This is a genomic window from Streptomyces sp. NBC_00335 (genome assembly GCF_036127095.1).
GTDB lineage: Bacteria > Actinomycetota > Actinomycetes > Streptomycetales > Streptomycetaceae > Streptomyces.
The window spans coordinates 7,929,771-7,946,037 of sequence record NZ_CP108006.1; the positions used below are offsets into that span (position 1 = coordinate 7,929,771).

The window sequence follows — 16,267 nt, forward strand, 5'->3', positions numbered from 1 at the left end:
CGATGCGGCACCACGATCTCGTCGTCATCGGTGCGGGATCCGGCAACGCCGTCATCGACGATTCCTTCGCCGGTCTCGACGTGGCGATCGTCGAGGAGAAGTGGTTCGGCGGAACCTGCCTGAACGCGGGCTGCATCCCGAGCAAGATGTTCGCCTACGCCGCCCACGTGGCCCGGACCGTAGGCGAAGCCGGTACGTACGACGTCGGCGCGGAGCTGCTCGGCGTGCGCTGGCGGGCTCTGCGCGACCGGGTGTTCGGGCGCCTGGACGCCGACCGCGAGGAGGGCCGCCGGGGGCGCCGGGAGTCGGACTCCGTCACCGTGTACGAGGGAAGGGCGCGCTTCACCGGCCCGCGCGAACTGCGGATCGACCTCGCGGACCTCGGCGGCGGCTTCGTCGACATCAGCGCACGGCAGCTCGTCATCGCCGCCGGCGGCCGCCCACTGGTGCCTCCGCCCGTCCTCGACTCCGGGCTGCCGTACGAGACGTCCGACACCGTCATGCGGATCGACGCGCCGCCCCGCCGCCTGGCCGTCCTCGGCGGTGGCTACATCGCGGCCGAGCTCGCGGAGGTGTTCGCGGCGGCCGGCAGCTCCGTGGTCATCGTGGAGAAGGAGGACCGGCTGCTCGGCCCCCAGGACGAGACGGTCGCCGAACGGTTCACCGAACTGGCCCGTTCCCGCTACGACCTCAGACTGGGCCGGGAAGTGACCGCGGTGGGCGGCCGCCCGGGCGCCCTACGGCTGACCTTGGACGATGCCTCCACGGTCGAGGCGGACACGCTGCTGGTCGCCGCGGGCCGCGTGCCCAACAGCGACCGGCTGAACCTCGACGCCGCGGGCGTCGCCACCCACGGCGACGGCCGCATCGTCGTCGATGCGCACCAACGCACCACCGCGCAAGGGGTCTTCGCGCTCGGTGACATCTGCACACCGGTGCCGCTCAAGCACGTGGCGAACCGCGAGGCGCAGGTCGTCGCCCACAACCTCCGCCACCCCGACGACCTGATCGCCGCCGACCACGACCTGGTGCCCGCGGCCGTCTTCACCAGCCCCCAGATCGCCTCCATCGGCGCCACCGGCCAGGACTGCCGCGACCGGGGCCTCAACCCGCTGGTGGGGGAGGCCCGGTACGCGGACATCGCCTACGGCTGGGCGATGGAGGACACCACCGGCTTCTGCAAGGTGCTCGCCGAACGCGGCACCGGCCGCCTGCTCGGCGCCCACCTCATGGGCCCGCAGGCCGCCACCCTCATCCAGCCCCTCGTCCTGGCGATGACCCTGGGAATCGACGCGCGCACCCTGGCCGGTTCCCCGTACTGGATCCACCCGGCGCTCACCGAGCTCGTGGAGAAGGCCCTCCTCGACCTCGGCCTGTGAACGCCGGACGGGCGCGAGGGTTCCGCTGCGCGGAGGGGAACGGGCCGGGGGTGAAATCCTGCGCGCCTGTGGTACCGGTGACGACGCATTCACGAATTCGCCTGTGTGAGCGGGCGGGAGCGGGGCAGACGGCCTTTCGGAGGTCGATAATCATGGTTCCCCTTCTTCTCGTTCTGCTTCTGATCCTGGTTCTCGTCGGTGCGGGTTTCGCACTGAAGATCCTGTGGTGGGTGGCCATAGCCGTACTGGTGTTGTGGCTGCTCGGTTTCGTCGCCCGACCCAAGGGCGGCAGCGGTCGCTGGTACCGCTGGTAGCGGGCCGGAGAGTTCCCCCGCAGTACGTACGGAGAAAGGACGGCGGCAGGGAATCGCCTGCCCGCCTCCCCTACCGGAGGAGTTGTTTTCGCGTGACTGAACATGTGTGGAGTTACAAGTCGACCGCCGGTCACCTGGCCGGTGTCGATCTGACCGGCTACAAGGTCGAGGCGACCGACGGCGGCATCGGCAAGGTCGACAAGCACTCCGACGAGGTCGGTGACGCCTATCTGGTCGTGGACACCGGCGTGTGGATCTTCGGGAAGGAGGTCCTGCTGCCGGCGAGCACCGTCGTGAGCATCGTCCCGGAGGAGCGGAAGGTCTTGGTCGACCGGACGATGGGCCAGATCAAGAACGCGCCCGAGTTCCACCGGGACAAGCACCTCACCAACCCCGGGTACCGCGAGGAACTGCGGACCTACTACGCCACCAGCAGCCCCTTCGGCATCCCGCCGGCCTGATCGGATCAAAGGCAGTGGGCCCGGACTCCCAGAGTCCGGGCCCACTGCCATGAGCCCACGATCGGCGCCATCGGTCCGGCAGGGGGAGGATGAAACGGAAGGACTCATTGCGACTGCCCCGCGCCGGTACCGGCGCAGAGGGGAGAGGGTGATGGGACGGACGGATCTGGTGCGAGCGTACGAGTTGGTGTTCCCCGGCGTGACCGAGGGCGGCCAGGACGTCGTGCGGGTGACCGTCACGGACCGGACGGGGCCGGGAGGCCACCCGGTCTACGAGGACGCCACGGGCATCATCCAGGCGGAGATCAGCAACCGGTCGGAAGTGCGCGTGCTGGCCACCGGGGCCGGTCAGGAACCGGCTCACGGGGTCACGGCCCGGCCCTTGTCCGGGTGATCCGTCACCTGGCCGGCGCCCGTATCCCGCCGGTGAAGGACCCCGGCCGGCCCGCCTCCCGCCTCACTGCCCGGGTGCCACCGGAGGCGCCCGGCGCTGCAGCTCGTCGTGGAGGAACCGGCCTACGAGCGCGCCCCCGAAGACGACCACGCCGACGCCGACGAGCCAGGTCTGGATGACGAGGACGGTTCCGAAGGGGCCGTAGGTGACGGCGCTGGAGGCGATCAGCGGTGAGAAGACGAGCCGGGAGAAGACCCGCAGGCCGAGCAGCCCGAACATGGTGGCCACGGCCCCGGGGAGCAGGGCGGTCCACGGGACCCGGCCGCCGAGCAGCAGGTGCTGGGACCACCAGAAGAAGAGGGTTCCGATCGCGGCCGTGACGAAGCCGCGGGCCGGGGAGTCGCGCCACGGCGGGGCGATCGCCGAGAGGAAGAGTGCCCCCACCAGCACGCTCAGCCACAGCACGTGACGCCAGCGGGCCCACCAGCGGGACGGGGGCAGGTCCCAGACCCGTTCGTAGCCGCTCTGCAGCATCGTGCCGAAGGACAGGCCGAACACGGCGAGCAGCGCGAGGCCGAAGGCCGTCGTGGTCCGCCACGCCTGGCCGGGCAGGGCGAAGAGCCGCTCGATCTCGGCCCTGGCGGCCGGAGAGACGCCGAGACCGTCTCCCAGCCACTGCGCGAACCCCTGCCCGCTGCGGGTGTCCGCCGCGGACACGACGATGAGCAGGGGCACCAGGGTCAGGAACCCGAGCGCCGCGAAGCCGAGGGAGCGTTGCCACAGGTCCACGTCCCGGACGTGCACCCAGCGGCGTCCGGCCCGCGCGCGCCGGGCCGCGCTGCGCATCCGTCCCAGGGGCGACAGCCGACGGGTCCTGCCGGACCCGGTCATCTCACCGGCGCGCGCCCGGGCGTCGTCGGCGGCTGCGGTGACCGGGACGGGCGGGCCGGGGATGGGGCGATGGGCATGGGCATGGCCGCTCCAGGTGTTGCTTTCACGGTAGAACCCTCCCGACCGGGAATCCACCGCAGCACGTCGTCCACGTGTCCGGGCGAGGCCGGCGGGGCTCCGGCCTGCGTCTCATACTTCCTCGGCGATCCATTGCGCGAGGGGCAGCAGGATCCGAGTATGGGCCGATCCCCACCGCACAGCCTGTCCCCGGTGTGGATGGGCACCAGCGGGTCTGGCTCCCCGGCAGGACCGGTGGTGACGTGGGTTCGGCCGACATGGCACCACCCCACCCATCGAGGAGCACGCCTTGAGCGCCACCACCCGGGAACACGACCTCTGCAGGGGCACTCCCTGAACGCCTCGCCGCAGGTGCTGGACGCCCTTGCCCGGGCCCTGCGGCTGGAAGAGACCGAGCGCCTGCACCTGCACAACCCGGCCCGGACGGCCCAGGGCCCCGGTCGGCGCCGACGGCCCGCCCCGAAGCGGGTGACGCGGGCCACCGGGCAGCTGCTGGAGGCACTGGCTCACGTTCCGGCGATCGTGACCGGCCGCCGCGGTGACGTCCTCGTGGTCGCCACCACGGAGGCCGGCTCACCCGCGCGGACGGCGCTGGCCCTCCTCGCCCACGTCACGCCGGAGGATGAGCCGGCGGCGCCGCGTCCTGCTCGCTGAGGTGGGTGTCCATGGCGGAGTTCAGGTCGGCCATGAACGAGTCGAACTGCTCCAGGAGCTGCGGCGGGTAGTGCGACATCGTGGTGTCCAGGCGGTGGGCGAGCGGGCCGAAGAACTCGTCCGCCCGTTCCTGGATGTGCGTGCCACTGCGCAGGGTGATGACGCGCCGGTCGGAGTGTTCGCGGACGCGGGTGATGTGCCCCGCTGCTTCGAGACGGTTCAGGAGCGCGGTGGTGGCCCCCGTGGACAGGGGGATGCGTTCGCTCAGCCGCGCCGGCGACAGGGGAGTGCCGCGCTCTTCCGCGGCGGCGATCTCCAGTACGGCGGTCGCGTCGGTCGAGTGCAGGCCCAGCCAGGCGGCGAAGCGCCGACTGAGTTCGGCGTAGTGGCGGCCGTGAATCCTCAGCGATTCCATCAGCCGCTCGTGCTGCGCCGCGACGTCGTCGCGCTGCGCTTCCTCCATGGAGGCCCTCCGCCCTTCTCTCCTGCCGCGTGCTCCGCCTCGGCGGTCTGCTTTTGACAACCTACCGTCACCACTTTACCTTCACGGTGGAACTATTCCATGATGGAGGTATCTGGCGTGCATGATCCGTCCCCCACCCCCGACGAGACCACCGAGCCCTACCGATGGCGGTGGCTGATCCTGGTGGTGATGCTCGTCGCGGAGATCATGGATCTCCTGGACGCCTCGATCGTCAACGTCGCCGGTCCCGACCTGGAGAGGTCCCTCGGGGCCGGCTCCGTCGGCCTGCAGTGGGTGATCGGCGGCTACGCGCTCACCCTGGGCGCCGGACTCGTGCTGGGCGGCCGGCTCGGCGACCGCTACGGGCGGCGCCGCATGTTCCTGCTCGGCCTGGCCGCCTTCACCGCCACCTCACTGCTGTGCGCGCTGGCGCCGAACATCGGGTCGCTGATCGCCTTCCGGCTGCTGCAGGGCGCCGCCGGGGCGATGCTCCTGCCCCAGGGGCTCGGCCTGCTGCGGGAGAACTTCTCGGGTCGCGAGCTCACGAAGGTCTTCGGGATCTTCGGGCCCGTCCTGGGGCTCGGAGGCATCATCGGCCCGGTCCTCGGCGGCTTCCTCATCGAGGGCGACTTCTTCGGCCTCGGCTGGCGGTCGGTGTTCCTGATCAACCTGCCCATCGGCATCGCGGCCCTGATCGTCGCCGCGAAGTGCGTGCCGAAGAAGGCCGGTGACCGGACGGTGAGCATCGACATGGTTGGTGCGGCGCTGATCGTCATGGCCTGCACCTTCCTCGTCCTGCCGCTGAACCAGGGGCAGGAGGACGGCTGGCCGTTGTGGACCTGGCTGTCCATGGCCGCCTCGGCCATCGCGTTCGCCCTCTTCGCGCTGCAGCAGCGCCGTACGGCCGCGGCGGGCCGCGAGCCGCTGGTCACCCCCGGCCTGCTGCGCAAGCCCGCCTTCAGCGTCGGGCTCGGCGCCATCGCCCTGTTCTTCGCCGGGCTCGTCGGCACGCAGCTCGTGCTGACCCTCTACCTGCAGATCGGCCGGCAGTTCACCGCCGGCGACGCGGGGCTCGGCAACCTGCCGCTCGCGGTGGGCACGGCCATCGGCGGTGCGGTCAGCGGCGCCGTCCTCGCCGACAGGATCGGCCGCAAGGTCCTCCAGATCGGCCCGCTCGTCCAGCTCGCCGGCGCGGCCCTGCTCTGGTTCGAACTCGACGGCCTGAGCGCCGCCTCGTTCTCGATCTGGGACATCGCCCCGGGCGTGGCCGTCTCGGGCATCGGCGCGGGCATGGTCATCGCCGCCCTGTTCAGTTTCATCCTGGCCGCCGTGGACGACGACGAGATCGGCTCCGCCTCCGGAGTCCTGTCCGCGGTCCAGTCCATCGGGGGCTCCCTCGGTGTCGCCGTGTTCGGCTCCGTGTTCTTCGACCGGGCCAAGGCCGGCGAGTTCACCGGCGGCTTCCACTACGCCCTGGTCGTCCAGGCGTGCCTGCTGGTCGCGTTCCTCGCCATCACCTTCCTGCTGCCCCGGCAAGGACGCCCCGAGGGCGAGCACCACGGCGTCGCCACCGACACCCCGCAGGTCGCCGTGTGAGCCACCGACCGGAAGCTGCCGCCACCTTGACGGCAGCTTCCGCGCGGAACGCGGTGCCGATGAAGACGAGTTCGCCTCGGTCGTACGCGTGCGTGGCCGCTCAGCCCTCGGGGCGGAGCAGGGTCGCTCAGACCGATGCGTGCGCGCGGTCGCCGCCGCGCAGTGCGTGCGAGGCCCTACCGGCTGCTGCCGTACGGGAGCAGGGCCATCTCGCGGGCGTTCTTGATCGCGGCGGCGAGCCGTCGCTGCTGCTGCGCCGTGACCCGGGTGACGCGACGGCTGCGGATCTTGCCGCGGTCGGAGACGAACTTCCGCAGCAGGTCGGTGTCCTTGTAGTCGATGTACGTGATCTTTGCCGCGTCCAGGGGGTTGGGGCGGGACTTCAGCGGCTTGTGCGGGGCTTGGCGGCGGGCCATGAGGGCTCCTTGAGCGGTGTGTGCGGTCGAGGTGCTGGTCGGTGGGGCGTCAGGAGACGGGGTCGAGGAGCGAGTCGAAGGCGGCCGGCAGTCTCCGCCACTCCTCGCGCCCCGAGGCGTACTCGGCGTCCGTGAGCAGGCAGGACTCCAGGAGCCGCTCCAGCCCGTCGCGGTCGAGGCCGGGCGAGGTGAAGACGAGGTGCTGGCAGCAGTCGCCGTGCTCCGGATGCCAGTCGAGCGAGGCGGCCGCCCTGCGCATCGGCGGCACCAACTCCCAGGCGGCGTCCGGGAGGGAGGCCAGCCAGGGCCCGGCGTTCTCCACGCACAGCGCGCCGCCCGCGGCGTCCCAGGCCAGCAAGGTGTCGGGCCGGTCGGCGAGCCAGAACCGGCCGCGGCTGCGGGCAGCGGCGCAGCAGAGGTCCTCCAGGGCTTCGTAGAGCCGCTCGGGATGGAAGGGGCGCCTGCGGTGCCAGACGAGGGTGGTGACTCCCGCCTCCTCCGCCTCCTGCGGCAGCAAGGCGCAGGCCGGGTGCTGGGCGGCGGCTGCCGTCTCCACGTCGAAGCCGGCGAAGGCGACCTTGGCCAGTTCCCCGGATCCGGCGGACACCCGGCGGGCGGTCGGATGGAGTTGGGCCAAGAGGGCAAGGTCCTCCTCGTCGGCGTCCTTGCCGTCCACGAGGGCCAGTACGGGGGCGTACTCCAGCTGCCGGGCCCAGGTGTCCCCGACCGTGCGCCGGTCCGAGGCGGCCGCCGCGAGGCCCACATCCGCCAGATCGTCGCCGTTGACGAGATACGGCAGGACGAGCGCGGGGTCCACCGCGGTGATCACGCCGGTGAGATCGAGGTCGTCGCCGCCGTGCCCGGCGACGACCTCGGCCATCGCCTTGGGCTCGACGGAGTCCCACAGCTCGACGACGGCCAGGCGCGTCATTCCGCTGCCGGCCAGCCGTTCGAGCTCGGGGACCAGGTCCTCGCGGAGCGCGCAGCAGGCGCAGTCGTTGAAGAGCGGCGCCTCACCTCGTGACAGTTCGCCCGAGGCGTCGCGCACGATCCGCAGCACGGTGCCGGTGGGCGCCGTGGCCAGGTCGTGGTGGAGCGCGACACTGCCGGGCACGGACCGGAGCAGCCGGTCCACGACCTCCTTGCGGGCGTCGGAGTGCAGCCCGCCGATGATGACGACGGGCAGTCTCACTTGCCGCCCCCGTAGCGGCGCTCGAAGCGCTCGACGCGGCCGGCGGTGTCCAGGACGCGGGCGGTGCCGGTGTAGAAGGGGTGGCTCCGCGAGGAGATCTCCACGTCGATGACGGGGTAGGTCTTGCCGTCCTCCCACTCCACCGTCTTGTCGCTGGTGGCGGTCGAGCGGGTGAGGAAGGCGAAGTCGGCGGCCTTGTCGCGGAAGACGACGGGTCCGTAGGCGGGGTGGATTCCAGGCTTCATGGCGTGTCTTTCAGGCAGGGGTCGGGGGAGCGGGGACGGGGTTCAGCGCTCTTCGCGGAAGTCGACGTGCCGGCGGACCACCGGGTCGAACTTGCGCAGCACCATCCGGTCGGGATCGTTCCGCCGGTTCTTGCGGGTGACGTAGGTGTAGCCGGTGCCCGCGGTGGAGCGGAGCTTGACGATCGGGCGTACTTCGGTGCGTGCCATGGGGCTACTATACGGGAATGGAAATCATTTCCAATAACGATCCCCGTTCAGAGACAGGCAGGTAACCCCTTGTCCGCCCACTGCCAGCTGACCGGCGCCCAGCCGGGCTTCGGCAACGCCATCTCCCACTCGCACCGGCGCACTTCCCGCCGCTTCGACCCCAACATCCAGAGCAAGCGGTACTGGCTTCCCGGCGAGGGGCGCCATGTCCGCCTCAAGCTGAGCGCCAGGGCGATCAAGACCATCGACGCGATCGGTGTCGAGGCCGCGGTGGCACGCATCCGCGCCCGTGGGGTGAAGGTCTGATGGCGAAGCAGAGCAAGATCGCGCAGAACGAGAAGCGCAAGGCCGTCGTCGAGCGCTACGCCACCCGGCGGGCGGAGCTGAAGGAGATCATCCGGAGGCCGTCCTCGACGGATGCCGAACGGGGAGCGGCCGTGGCCGAGCTGCGCAAGCAGCCGCGCGACGCGAGCGCGACCAGGGTGCGCAACCGGGACGGTGTCGACGGGCGGCCCCGCGGACACCTGCGGAAGTTCGGACTGTCCCGCGTGCGGATGCGTGAACAGGCGCACGCCGGTTTCCTGCCCGGAGTCACGAAGTCGTCCTGGTAGAGCGTGCGCGGCCGACGGAAGCGAACGGGCCCACATCTCGGGTGGGATGTGGGCCCGCGACGAGACCGGCGGACGAGTGGGGTGAGTACGCCGAGGCGACCTTCTCACCGTGCAGGTAGGAGTGCGGTTCGGGGGCCGCGGTCGGACAACTGGCCCTGGGGAGATCGAGGTCGTCCGCTGCGGCACGCGCGGCATCGAGGGCTTTGCCGCCGCCCGCGCCGACGATGAGGGCGAACTCGGCGCGGCTGCTTCCGCCACCGAAGCGGTGGACGACGTACTCGATTCCGGCAGCCCGGAACGTCTCCCGCCAGGTTGGGCGGACCTTTCGGCGGGGTGCACGGCAACCTTTCGGGCTCCGGCGGCAACTGAGGGGTGAACAGTGCATCTCGTCCCAAGGAGCCACCCCCATGTCCGCTTCCCCCCACCGCCGCGCCACAGGGCGCCGAAGGCTCGTCCTGGCCGGCGCGGCCACCCTGGTCGCCGCCGGTCTCGGCGCCGTACCGCTCGTCGTGAAGGCCGATGCCGTGGCACCCGCCGACCTCGCCCACGGCGTCCTGCCCGCCCGGGACGGCTGGGCCGCGAGCGGCTCGGGCACCACCGGCGGCCGGGACGCGGCCGCGGCGCGCGTCTTCACCGTCTCCACCCGCGCCGAGCTGGCGAAGGCCCTGGCCGCGACCCCGGCCGACGCCCCCAGGATCGTCCGCGTGAAGGGCCTGATCGACGCGAACACCGACGACAACGGGAAGCGCCAGAACTGCGCCGACTACGCCGCGGGCACCGGCTACTCGCTCGACTCTTACCTCAAGGCGTACGATCCCGCGGTCTGGGGCCGTACCAAACTGCCGTCCGGCGCCCAGGAGAACGCCCGCAGGGCGGCCCAGGCCAAGCAGGCCGCCCGCATGGTGTTCACGGTGCCGGCGCGGACCACCGTCATCGGAGTGCCCGGCACCGGAGCGGGGATCACCGGCGGCAGCCTGGTGGTGAAGAACGCCGACAACGTGATCATCCGCAACCTCGCGCTCACCGACGTCCGGGACTGCTTCCCGCAGTGGGATCCGACCGACGGCTCCACCGGCAACTGGAACTCCGCCTACGACGCCGTCAGCCTGCGAGGCGCCACCCACGTCTGGGTGGACCACAACAGCTTCTCCGACCTCCCGCACCCGGACTCCGCCGACCCGGTCCGCTTCGGCCGCCACTACCAGGTCCACGACGGCGCCCTCGACATCACCAACGCCTCCGACCTGGTCACCGTCGGATACAACAGGTTCGCGCACCACGACAAGACGATGCTGATCGGCAGCAGCGACCAGGACACCAAACTGCGGGTGACGCTCCACCACAACGTCTTCCAGGGCGTGGTCCAGCGCGCCCCGCTCGCCCGGGTGGGCCGGATCCACCTGTACGACAACTACTACGACACCACGGCGTCCGAGGGTTACGCCCACAGCTACAGCGTCAACTCCCGTGCAGGCGCCCAGGTCATAGCGCAGAACAACCACTGGAAGCTCTCCTCCGACCGGAAGACCTCCCAGCTGTTCAGCGGCGACGGCACCGGAGCGATCGCGGGCAGCGGCAACCTCGTCGGTGGCGCCCCCGCGGACCTGGTCGCCGCCTACAACGCCGCCCACCCCGGGAAGAAGATCAAGACCACCGTCGGCTGGAAGCCCACCCTCACCGCCGGACTGGAGCCCGCCGCCGGACTGCCGAAGAAGCTCGCGGCGACGGCGGGCGCCGGCGTCCTCACCGAGACCGGAGGCCAGGGGCCCACCCCGTCCGCTTCCGCCCCGTCGGCTCCGGCGCCGTCCCGTCCCACCGGCGGCCGTACGCTGACGGTCGCCGCCGACGGATCCGCCGCCCACCGTTCCGTACAGTCCGCCGTCGACGCCGCCGCGGCGGGCGACACCGTCCTCGTGGCGCGCGGCACCTACCGGGAGACGGTGAACGTCCCCGCCTCCAAGCGCGGGCTGACGCTCAAGGGCGCCACCGGCAACGCCGAGGACGTCGTCATCACCTACGACAACGCCTCCGGCACACCGAAGCCCGGAGGCGGTACGTACGGAACCGCGGGCAGTGCCACCGCGACCTTCTCGGCGAACGACATCACCGTCACCGGTGTCACGGTGGAGAACACCTGGCAGAGGTCGGCGCACCCGGGCGTCAAGGACACCCAGGCGGTGGCGCTCAACGCGTCCGGCGACCGCCAGCAGTACCTCAACTCGCGTTTCATCGGGCACCAGGACACCGTCCTGAACTGGGCACCCTCGGCCACGGGCCAGTACCGCCAGTACTTCCGCCACTGCTTCGTCGCGGGCGACGTCGACTTCGTCTTCGGCAACGCCACCGCCGTCTACGACCACGTCAACATCACCTTGCGCGACCGGGGCGCCGCGGCCGGCGGCCACAACGGCTACCTCGCCGCACCGAACACCGACTCGGCCAAGCCGTACGGGATCCTCATCACCGACAGCACGATCAGCAGCCCCGCCCAGCCCCGGACCTACTACCTCGGCCGCCCCTGGCACCCCGGTGCGAGCGCGGTCGGCCAGCTGGTCGTCCGCAACACGAGCCTGCCCGCGGCCGTGAAGACGGAGGGGCCGTGGACCGACATGGGGGGCTTCTCCTGGAAGTCGGCCCGGTTCGCCGAGTACGCCAACACGGGCCCCGGCGCCGGAACCGGCCCCAACCGGCCCCAGCTCGGCCCGGACCAGGCGGCACGCCACACCGCCCGCGCCTACCTGGCCGGGACCGACGGCTGGAACCCGACCGGCTGACGGGCGCCACCGTGCTGACCGGACCAGGGCGGACGGAGGCGTCCGAACGATCACCCGAACGGACTGCTACTCTCCGGTACCTTCCTGAGATCGCCCCCGCCGCACCGAGAGGCCGTACCGAGGCCATGACCGAAGACGAGGCGGCCGCGGACTTCCACGCGTTCTTCGAACGCCACCACGCCGAACTCTCCCGCCTGGCCCACCTGCTGACCGGTGAGGCGGACGCCGCCGACGACCTCGCCGCGGACGCGATGGTCGCGCTCTGGCACCGTTGGGACAGGGCCCGCCGCGCCGACAGCGCGGCGGCCTACGCCCGCGGGATCGTCGCGAACCTCGCCCGCAGCCGGATCCGGAGCACGGTGCGCGAGCGACGGCGGGTCCTGCTGTTCTGGTCGCACCGGCCGGAGCGCACCGACGGGCCGGACATGGCCGCCGTCATGGACGTACGGGCCGCGCTGGACAGGCTGCCGTTCCGCAAACGCGCCTGCGTGGTGCTGCGGTACGCCTTCGACCTCTCGGAGAAGGACACCGCGGCGGCGCTCGGGATATCAGTGGGTACGGTGAAGAGCCAGACCTCGAAGGGGACGGCGGAACTGCAGCGGCTGCTCGGTGACCGGGCCGCCGACGAGCTGGTGGGAAGGGGAAGCCGGTGACCGACGAGCTGCGCGGACTGCTGCGGGAGAGCGCCGAAGCCCACCAGCCCGACCGGGCCCGCATGCTGGCCCGGGTCGAGCGCGGCACCGCCCCTCTGCCGCGGAACGGAGAGCGTGTCCGCGTCCGCGTCCGGGCCCTGTCCTGGCCGAAGATCGCCCTCGCGACCCTGGCCACCGCCGGAACCCTGACGGTGAGCGCCCTCACGGTGGTCAGCGCCGTGCACGCCCCGGACCCGCCACGGAACCCGACGGCCGCCGCCCCGTCCTCCGCCCCGTCCTCCGCCGACCGCCCGGCGCCGCCGGTGGAGGGCAGCCGGACCGAGGACGGTCCGCTGTGGGCCGACGGCTCGGTCGACCCCCACAGCAACAGCTACTGGGCACAGAGCAACGTCACCCTCAAGACGAGGGAGCCGCTCACCTCGCTCGTGGTCGAGCTGCGCATCGCCCTCACCCAGGGGGTGCGGGACACCGGTAGCTGGCGGACCCGGCCCGCCGCGGACTTCGACCTCTCCGCCCGCCGGGAAGGCGGCTTCCTCGTCTACCGGTGGACCCTGAAGCCCGGCAGGACGGTCCCGTCCGGCGAGCACGTCTTCGCCGGCCAGTACGACCACGCTCCCGGCGGCCGCGACGCGAAGGACGACACGTACCGGATCGATGCCGCCACCGGCGTCGCGGCAGGCGGAGCAGCCGTGTGGGGTGGGTTCGCGTAGGACCTACCGCGGGGACGGCGCACGCGCGCCGTCCCCGCAGCGTTCCCGGCGCCCTGGTCCTTCAGGCCGCTGACCGGCGCGGGTCGTCACGCTTGCTTGATCGCGGACAGCTCGAACTCCAGGATCACCTTGTCGCCCACCAGGACGCCGCCGCCCTCCAGGGCCGCGTTCCAGGTGACGCCGTAGTCCTTGCGGCTGATCGGCACCGAGCCCTCGAAGCCCACCCGAAGATTGCCGTAGGGGTCCGTGGCGCTGCCCTGGAACTCGAAGTCGACGCTGAGGGGACGGGTGACATCCTTGATCGTCAAGTCCCCGCTGACCTGGAAACGCGTGTCGTCGAGCTGCCGTACGCCGGTGGACGCGAAGGTGATGTCGGGGAAGTTCTGCGCGTCCAGGAAGTCATTGGTACGCAGATGGCCGTCGCGCTGCTCGTTGTGGGTGTCGATGCTCGCGGCCTTGATGCGCAGCGACGCCGACGACTTGGAGGGGTCATCGCCGTCCAGGTGGGCGGTGCCCTCGAACTCCGTGAAGACACCCCGCACCTTGGTCACCATCGCGTGCCGGGCCACGAAGCCGATCTGGGTGTGGGCAGGGTCGAGCACGTAGGTGCCGGTCAGCGAGGGGAGGTTCTCGTTCATGAAGCCTGCTCCACTGGTGCGGGGGATGGAAGGGACGCACCGGCGGCGCGGCACGTCACGTTAAACGCCTCCATGGCCCCGGGGCTTTGCGCCGCGCCACACCTCACCCGATCGGCCCGGCCCCTGCGCGACCGGGGCGGCCGGTAGGGGCAGCGACGGCGCGGTCACTGGAGTCGGGACACGTCGACCGAGTCGGCGGGGGCGGGGGGCTCGGCCGGTACGGGCTCGTCGAAGGCGGAGAAGGATGCCTCGACCCGCTTGTCGGGCGCTTCGGTGCCCTGGATCCGCAGGAGGTACGGCTTGTCCTCGGTGGAGACCTGGTACGTGCCCGTCTCGTCGTCGCGGCGGCTCGTGACCGTGATGGCCGGACGGCCGTCGACGTCGGTCCGCGATCCCTTGGCCAGCTGTTCGTGTGCCGGCTTCGAGGAGAACTCCTTCTTGAAGAAGTCCAGATCGCACACTTCGGCGAAGCCCCGCAACAGGGAACTGTCCGTAGTGCCGTGCAGATAGCGGCCGTTGACGAGCGCGATCGCGTCATCGGCCGCGAAGCCCGGTATCTGGGACCGCAGAAGGGCATCGTCGAGCCTCATCCACACGTCGTCGCCGCGTTTGATGATGTCGGCCCTGCCCGAACTGCCGGGAGGCTTGACGCTGCCGACGCAGTTGCCCCGCTCGTCGAACCGGAGGTCCAGATCGGTGGTGCCCGACTTGTCGGTCACCTTGGCCACCATGCGCATGGACGTGACGCCGGACATGGCCTCACGAGACGCGTCCGCGATGGCCTGGGGGCTCTTGTCGGCGATGTCGTTGTCATCGGCCGCGGCAGGTCCCGCGCCCACGAGGATCAACGAGCAGACGGCTCCGGCGGCCGCGCAGCGGGCCGCGGCTGCCCGGGGTACGGACATCCGGCCTCACCTCCCTCTGGCCGCCTCCGGAGGGCATTCGCCAGTGCCGTGGCCTCCGGCGCGGCCGTCACCTGATCAGCGTAGGTCCGCACCGCGGCGGGCGCAGTCCGGGCGGCCGCCGGCACGGGCCGGCCGGACCGCGCCCGCCGCGTCCGACGGGAGGGTGGCCGGCAGGCTCTGACCAGGTCCGGCCCGCGGCCCTTCCCTTGTCGGCCGGCCCTGCGTAGCTTCGCCGCAGCCGGGCGGCACCGCCCGGCAGCATCGACACGGGGGAGAGCGATGAGAGGCATACGCAGAACACGCGCCAAACACACCACACGCGTCACACGCACCACACGGGGCCGCCTCGTGGTGGCCGCCGCGACCGTCCTGGTCGTGGCCATGGGCCTGCCGTCCACGCCGGCCGCCGCACACGACAGCCACGAACCCCTGCTCTCCGCCATGCGCGCGGAGGCGGGGACCGCCGTCGGCGGCGACGGCATCCCCGGGGTGATCGCCCGCACCTACAAGGACGGAGTCTCCTGGACCGGTACGGGAGCCACGGACGCGGGAACGCCCGTACGAAACCCGGACAGTCCCTTCCGGGCCGCCTCGATCACCAAGACCTTCACCGCGACGACCGTGCTCCAGCTCGTCGCCGAGGGCAGGGTCAGCCTCGACGACGACGTCTTCGGCCTGCTGGGACCGGTCTTGAAGACCAACCTCGTCGCGGGCTGCAACCCGAGCACCGGGCAGTGCTTCAACCCGCCGCCCGGCAGCCCGCCCATCACCGTACGCAACCTCCTCCAGCACTCCAGCGGCGTCTTCGACTACCTCGGCGACCTGGGGGTGCTGGCGAGCGCCGGCAGCAGCTTCCCCAACCTGCCCGACTACCCCGCCCAGCAGCTGGTCGACGAAGGGGCCTCCCACGGACCGCAGTTCGCGCCGGGCTCCGGGATGCACTACAGCAACACCAACTACGTCCTGCTCGGCATGGTCATCGAGCGGGTGACCGGACATCCGTGGGCCGACGAGGTCACCCGCCGGGTCATCCAGCCGCTCGGCCTCACCCGCACCGTGCTCCCCGGATCCGCGTCCACCCTGCCGACGCCGCACGACCAGTTCTTCACGAACTACCTGCGACCGCGCGGGTTGTTCGGCCACTTCTCCCGTCCGGCCGCCGACTGGAACCCGTCCATCGGCGGTGCGGCCGGAGCAGTCGTGTCCACCAGCGGTGACCTGATGACCTTCATCCGCGCCCTGCTCACCGGCCGGCTCCTGCCCCCGGAACAGCTCGCGCAGATGATGACCGACCTGAACCCCACCGGAGCCGGAACCCCCGGCTCCCAACTCCCCGGCGTGCCCTGCGACCCGGCCCGCGCCTGGCCCGAGTGCATCGTCAACCCGGCGATCAGCACGGTCAGTTCGGGCGACAAGGCCACTCCCGGCTACTGGTACGCGAGCCGCCCCTGGAAGGCCGTCCAGGCCGACTACGGACTCGGGCTCACCCGCCGCACGATCACCTGCGAGAACGGTTCCACGGTCGTCCTGTACGGGCACAACGGCGGCGGATTCGGCTCGCTGAGCTACCTCTACTCCACGGCGGACGGCTCCCACGCCCTCGTGCTCAACATGAACGGAGACTGGCCGCTCTGGGAGCTGTACAGCCTGAACGGCATGCTGGCGGCCGAATTCTGCACCACCTGA

General features: G+C 71.4%; 19 protein-coding genes and 2 pseudogenes. 13 read left to right on the plus strand and 8 right to left on the minus strand.

All coding sequences use genetic code 11. The annotated features are described in order from the left end of the window. Positions 1-2: 2 nt before the first annotated feature. The 4 genes from OHA37_RS35890 (at position 3) to OHA37_RS35905 (ending at position 2,548) form a co-directional block, all read left to right on the plus strand. Positions 3-1,379: a mycothione reductase gene (locus tag OHA37_RS35890; protein ID WP_266911734.1), complete on the plus strand. Its 1,377-nt coding sequence runs from the start codon at positions 3-5 to the stop codon at positions 1,377-1,379. 152 nt (positions 1,380-1,531) lie between these two features. After that, positions 1,532-1,693, plus strand: a complete 162-nt coding sequence (locus OHA37_RS35895) for a hydrophobic protein (RefSeq protein ID WP_266911736.1) — start codon at positions 1,532-1,534, stop codon at positions 1,691-1,693. 92 nt (positions 1,694-1,785) lie between these two features. Beyond that, entirely contained in the window at positions 1,786-2,154 is a 369-nt protein-coding gene (locus tag OHA37_RS35900) for a PRC-barrel domain containing protein (protein WP_266911738.1), read from the plus strand. A 151-nt stretch (positions 2,155-2,305) separates the two neighbouring features. Further along, positions 2,306-2,548 (plus strand): DUF6296 family protein, encoded by a 243-nt coding sequence (locus OHA37_RS35905; protein WP_266911740.1) that lies wholly within the window; start codon positions 2,306-2,308, stop codon positions 2,546-2,548. A 63-nt stretch (positions 2,549-2,611) separates the two neighbouring features. Here the strand turns inward: OHA37_RS35905 and OHA37_RS35910 are convergent, their stop codons facing one another. After that, positions 2,612-3,394 carry a YhjD/YihY/BrkB family envelope integrity protein gene (locus OHA37_RS35910; RefSeq protein ID WP_266911742.1) on the minus strand — a complete coding sequence of 261 codons (783 nt, stop codon included), beginning with the start codon at positions 3,392-3,394 and terminating at the stop codon, positions 2,612-2,614. A 474-nt stretch (positions 3,395-3,868) separates the two neighbouring features. On the opposite strand from OHA37_RS35910, the gene OHA37_RS35915 reads away from it, so the two are divergent. Continuing rightward, on the plus strand, positions 3,869-4,171 hold the full coding sequence (locus OHA37_RS35915; RefSeq protein WP_266911744.1) for a hypothetical protein: 303 nt from the start codon (positions 3,869-3,871) through the stop codon (positions 4,169-4,171). Here the strand turns inward: OHA37_RS35915 and OHA37_RS35920 are convergent. Further along, positions 4,128-4,634: a MarR family winged helix-turn-helix transcriptional regulator gene (locus OHA37_RS35920; RefSeq protein WP_266911746.1), complete on the minus strand. Its 507-nt coding sequence runs from the start codon at positions 4,632-4,634 to the stop codon at positions 4,128-4,130. The genes OHA37_RS35915 and OHA37_RS35920 overlap by 44 nt on opposite strands. Before the next feature lie 99 nt (positions 4,635-4,733). Between OHA37_RS35920 and OHA37_RS35925 the strand changes: the two genes are divergently transcribed. Next, a complete protein-coding gene (locus tag OHA37_RS35925) occupies positions 4,734-6,230 on the plus strand; it encodes an MFS transporter (protein ID WP_266911748.1) in 1,497 nt (498 codons plus the stop codon). Positions 6,231-6,406: 176 nt separating this feature from the next. Here OHA37_RS35925 and rpsR read toward each other — a convergent pair whose 3' ends face one another. Genes rpsR through rpmG form a run of 4 tightly spaced genes read right to left on the minus strand, consistent with a single transcriptional unit; the run spans position 6,407 to position 8,290 of the window. Beyond that, positions 6,407-6,646, minus strand: a complete 240-nt coding sequence (gene rpsR, locus OHA37_RS35930; protein ID WP_266911750.1) for a 30S ribosomal protein S18 — start codon at positions 6,644-6,646, stop codon at positions 6,407-6,409. Positions 6,647-6,695: 49 nt separating this feature from the next. Beyond that, positions 6,696-7,838: a CobW family GTP-binding protein gene (locus tag OHA37_RS35935; protein WP_266911752.1), complete on the minus strand. Its 1,143-nt coding sequence runs from the start codon at positions 7,836-7,838 to the stop codon at positions 6,696-6,698. Next, entirely contained in the window at positions 7,835-8,083 is a 249-nt protein-coding gene (locus OHA37_RS35940) for a type B 50S ribosomal protein L31 (protein WP_266911754.1), read from the minus strand. Before OHA37_RS35940 ends, OHA37_RS35935 begins: the two co-directional genes overlap by 4 nt. A gap of 42 nt (positions 8,084-8,125) precedes the next feature. Continuing rightward, positions 8,126-8,290: a 50S ribosomal protein L33 gene (gene rpmG, locus OHA37_RS35945; protein ID WP_266911756.1), complete on the minus strand. Its 165-nt coding sequence runs from the start codon at positions 8,288-8,290 to the stop codon at positions 8,126-8,128. 69 nt (positions 8,291-8,359) lie between these two features. Here rpmG and rpmB point away from each other — a divergent pair, with 69 nt between their 5' ends. The 6 genes and pseudogenes from rpmB (at position 8,360) to OHA37_RS35970 (ending at position 13,038) form a co-directional block, all read left to right on the plus strand. Beyond that, on the plus strand, positions 8,360-8,596 hold the full coding sequence (rpmB, locus tag OHA37_RS35950; protein ID WP_266911758.1) for a 50S ribosomal protein L28: 237 nt from the start codon (positions 8,360-8,362) through the stop codon (positions 8,594-8,596). Continuing rightward, a complete protein-coding gene (gene rpsN, locus OHA37_RS35955; protein ID WP_266911760.1) occupies positions 8,596-8,901 on the plus strand; it encodes a 30S ribosomal protein S14 in 306 nt (101 codons plus the stop codon). The genes rpmB and rpsN overlap by 1 nt, the downstream gene beginning before the upstream one ends. A 407-nt stretch (positions 8,902-9,308) precedes the next feature. Continuing rightward, a pseudogene (locus tag OHA37_RS40885) lies at positions 9,309-10,649 on the plus strand (pectate lyase family protein); the annotation flags it as partial. Positions 10,650-10,790: 141 nt separating this feature from the next. After that, positions 10,791-11,675 (plus strand): annotated as a pseudogene (locus tag OHA37_RS40890) (pectinesterase family protein); the annotation flags it as partial. Positions 11,676-11,800: 125 nt separating this feature from the next. After that, positions 11,801-12,328, plus strand: coding sequence for a SigE family RNA polymerase sigma factor (locus tag OHA37_RS35965; protein ID WP_266911762.1), 528 nt, complete (start codon positions 11,801-11,803; stop codon positions 12,326-12,328). Continuing rightward, on the plus strand, positions 12,325-13,038 hold the full coding sequence (locus OHA37_RS35970) for a hypothetical protein (protein ID WP_266911764.1): 714 nt from the start codon (positions 12,325-12,327) through the stop codon (positions 13,036-13,038). Before OHA37_RS35965 ends, OHA37_RS35970 begins: the two co-directional genes overlap by 4 nt. Positions 13,039-13,124: 86 nt before the next feature. Here OHA37_RS35970 and OHA37_RS35975 read toward each other — a convergent pair whose 3' ends face one another. Then, a complete protein-coding gene (locus OHA37_RS35975) occupies positions 13,125-13,676 on the minus strand; it encodes a YceI family protein (RefSeq protein WP_266911766.1) in 552 nt (183 codons plus the stop codon). Positions 13,677-13,840: 164 nt separating this feature from the next. Next, positions 13,841-14,581 (minus strand): hypothetical protein, encoded by a 741-nt coding sequence (locus OHA37_RS35980; RefSeq protein WP_266911768.1) that lies wholly within the window; start codon positions 14,579-14,581, stop codon positions 13,841-13,843. A 348-nt stretch (positions 14,582-14,929) separates the two neighbouring features. On the opposite strand from OHA37_RS35980, the gene OHA37_RS35985 reads away from it, so the two are divergent. Then, positions 14,930-16,267, plus strand: coding sequence for a serine hydrolase domain-containing protein (locus OHA37_RS35985; protein ID WP_266911770.1), 1,338 nt, complete (start codon positions 14,930-14,932; stop codon positions 16,265-16,267).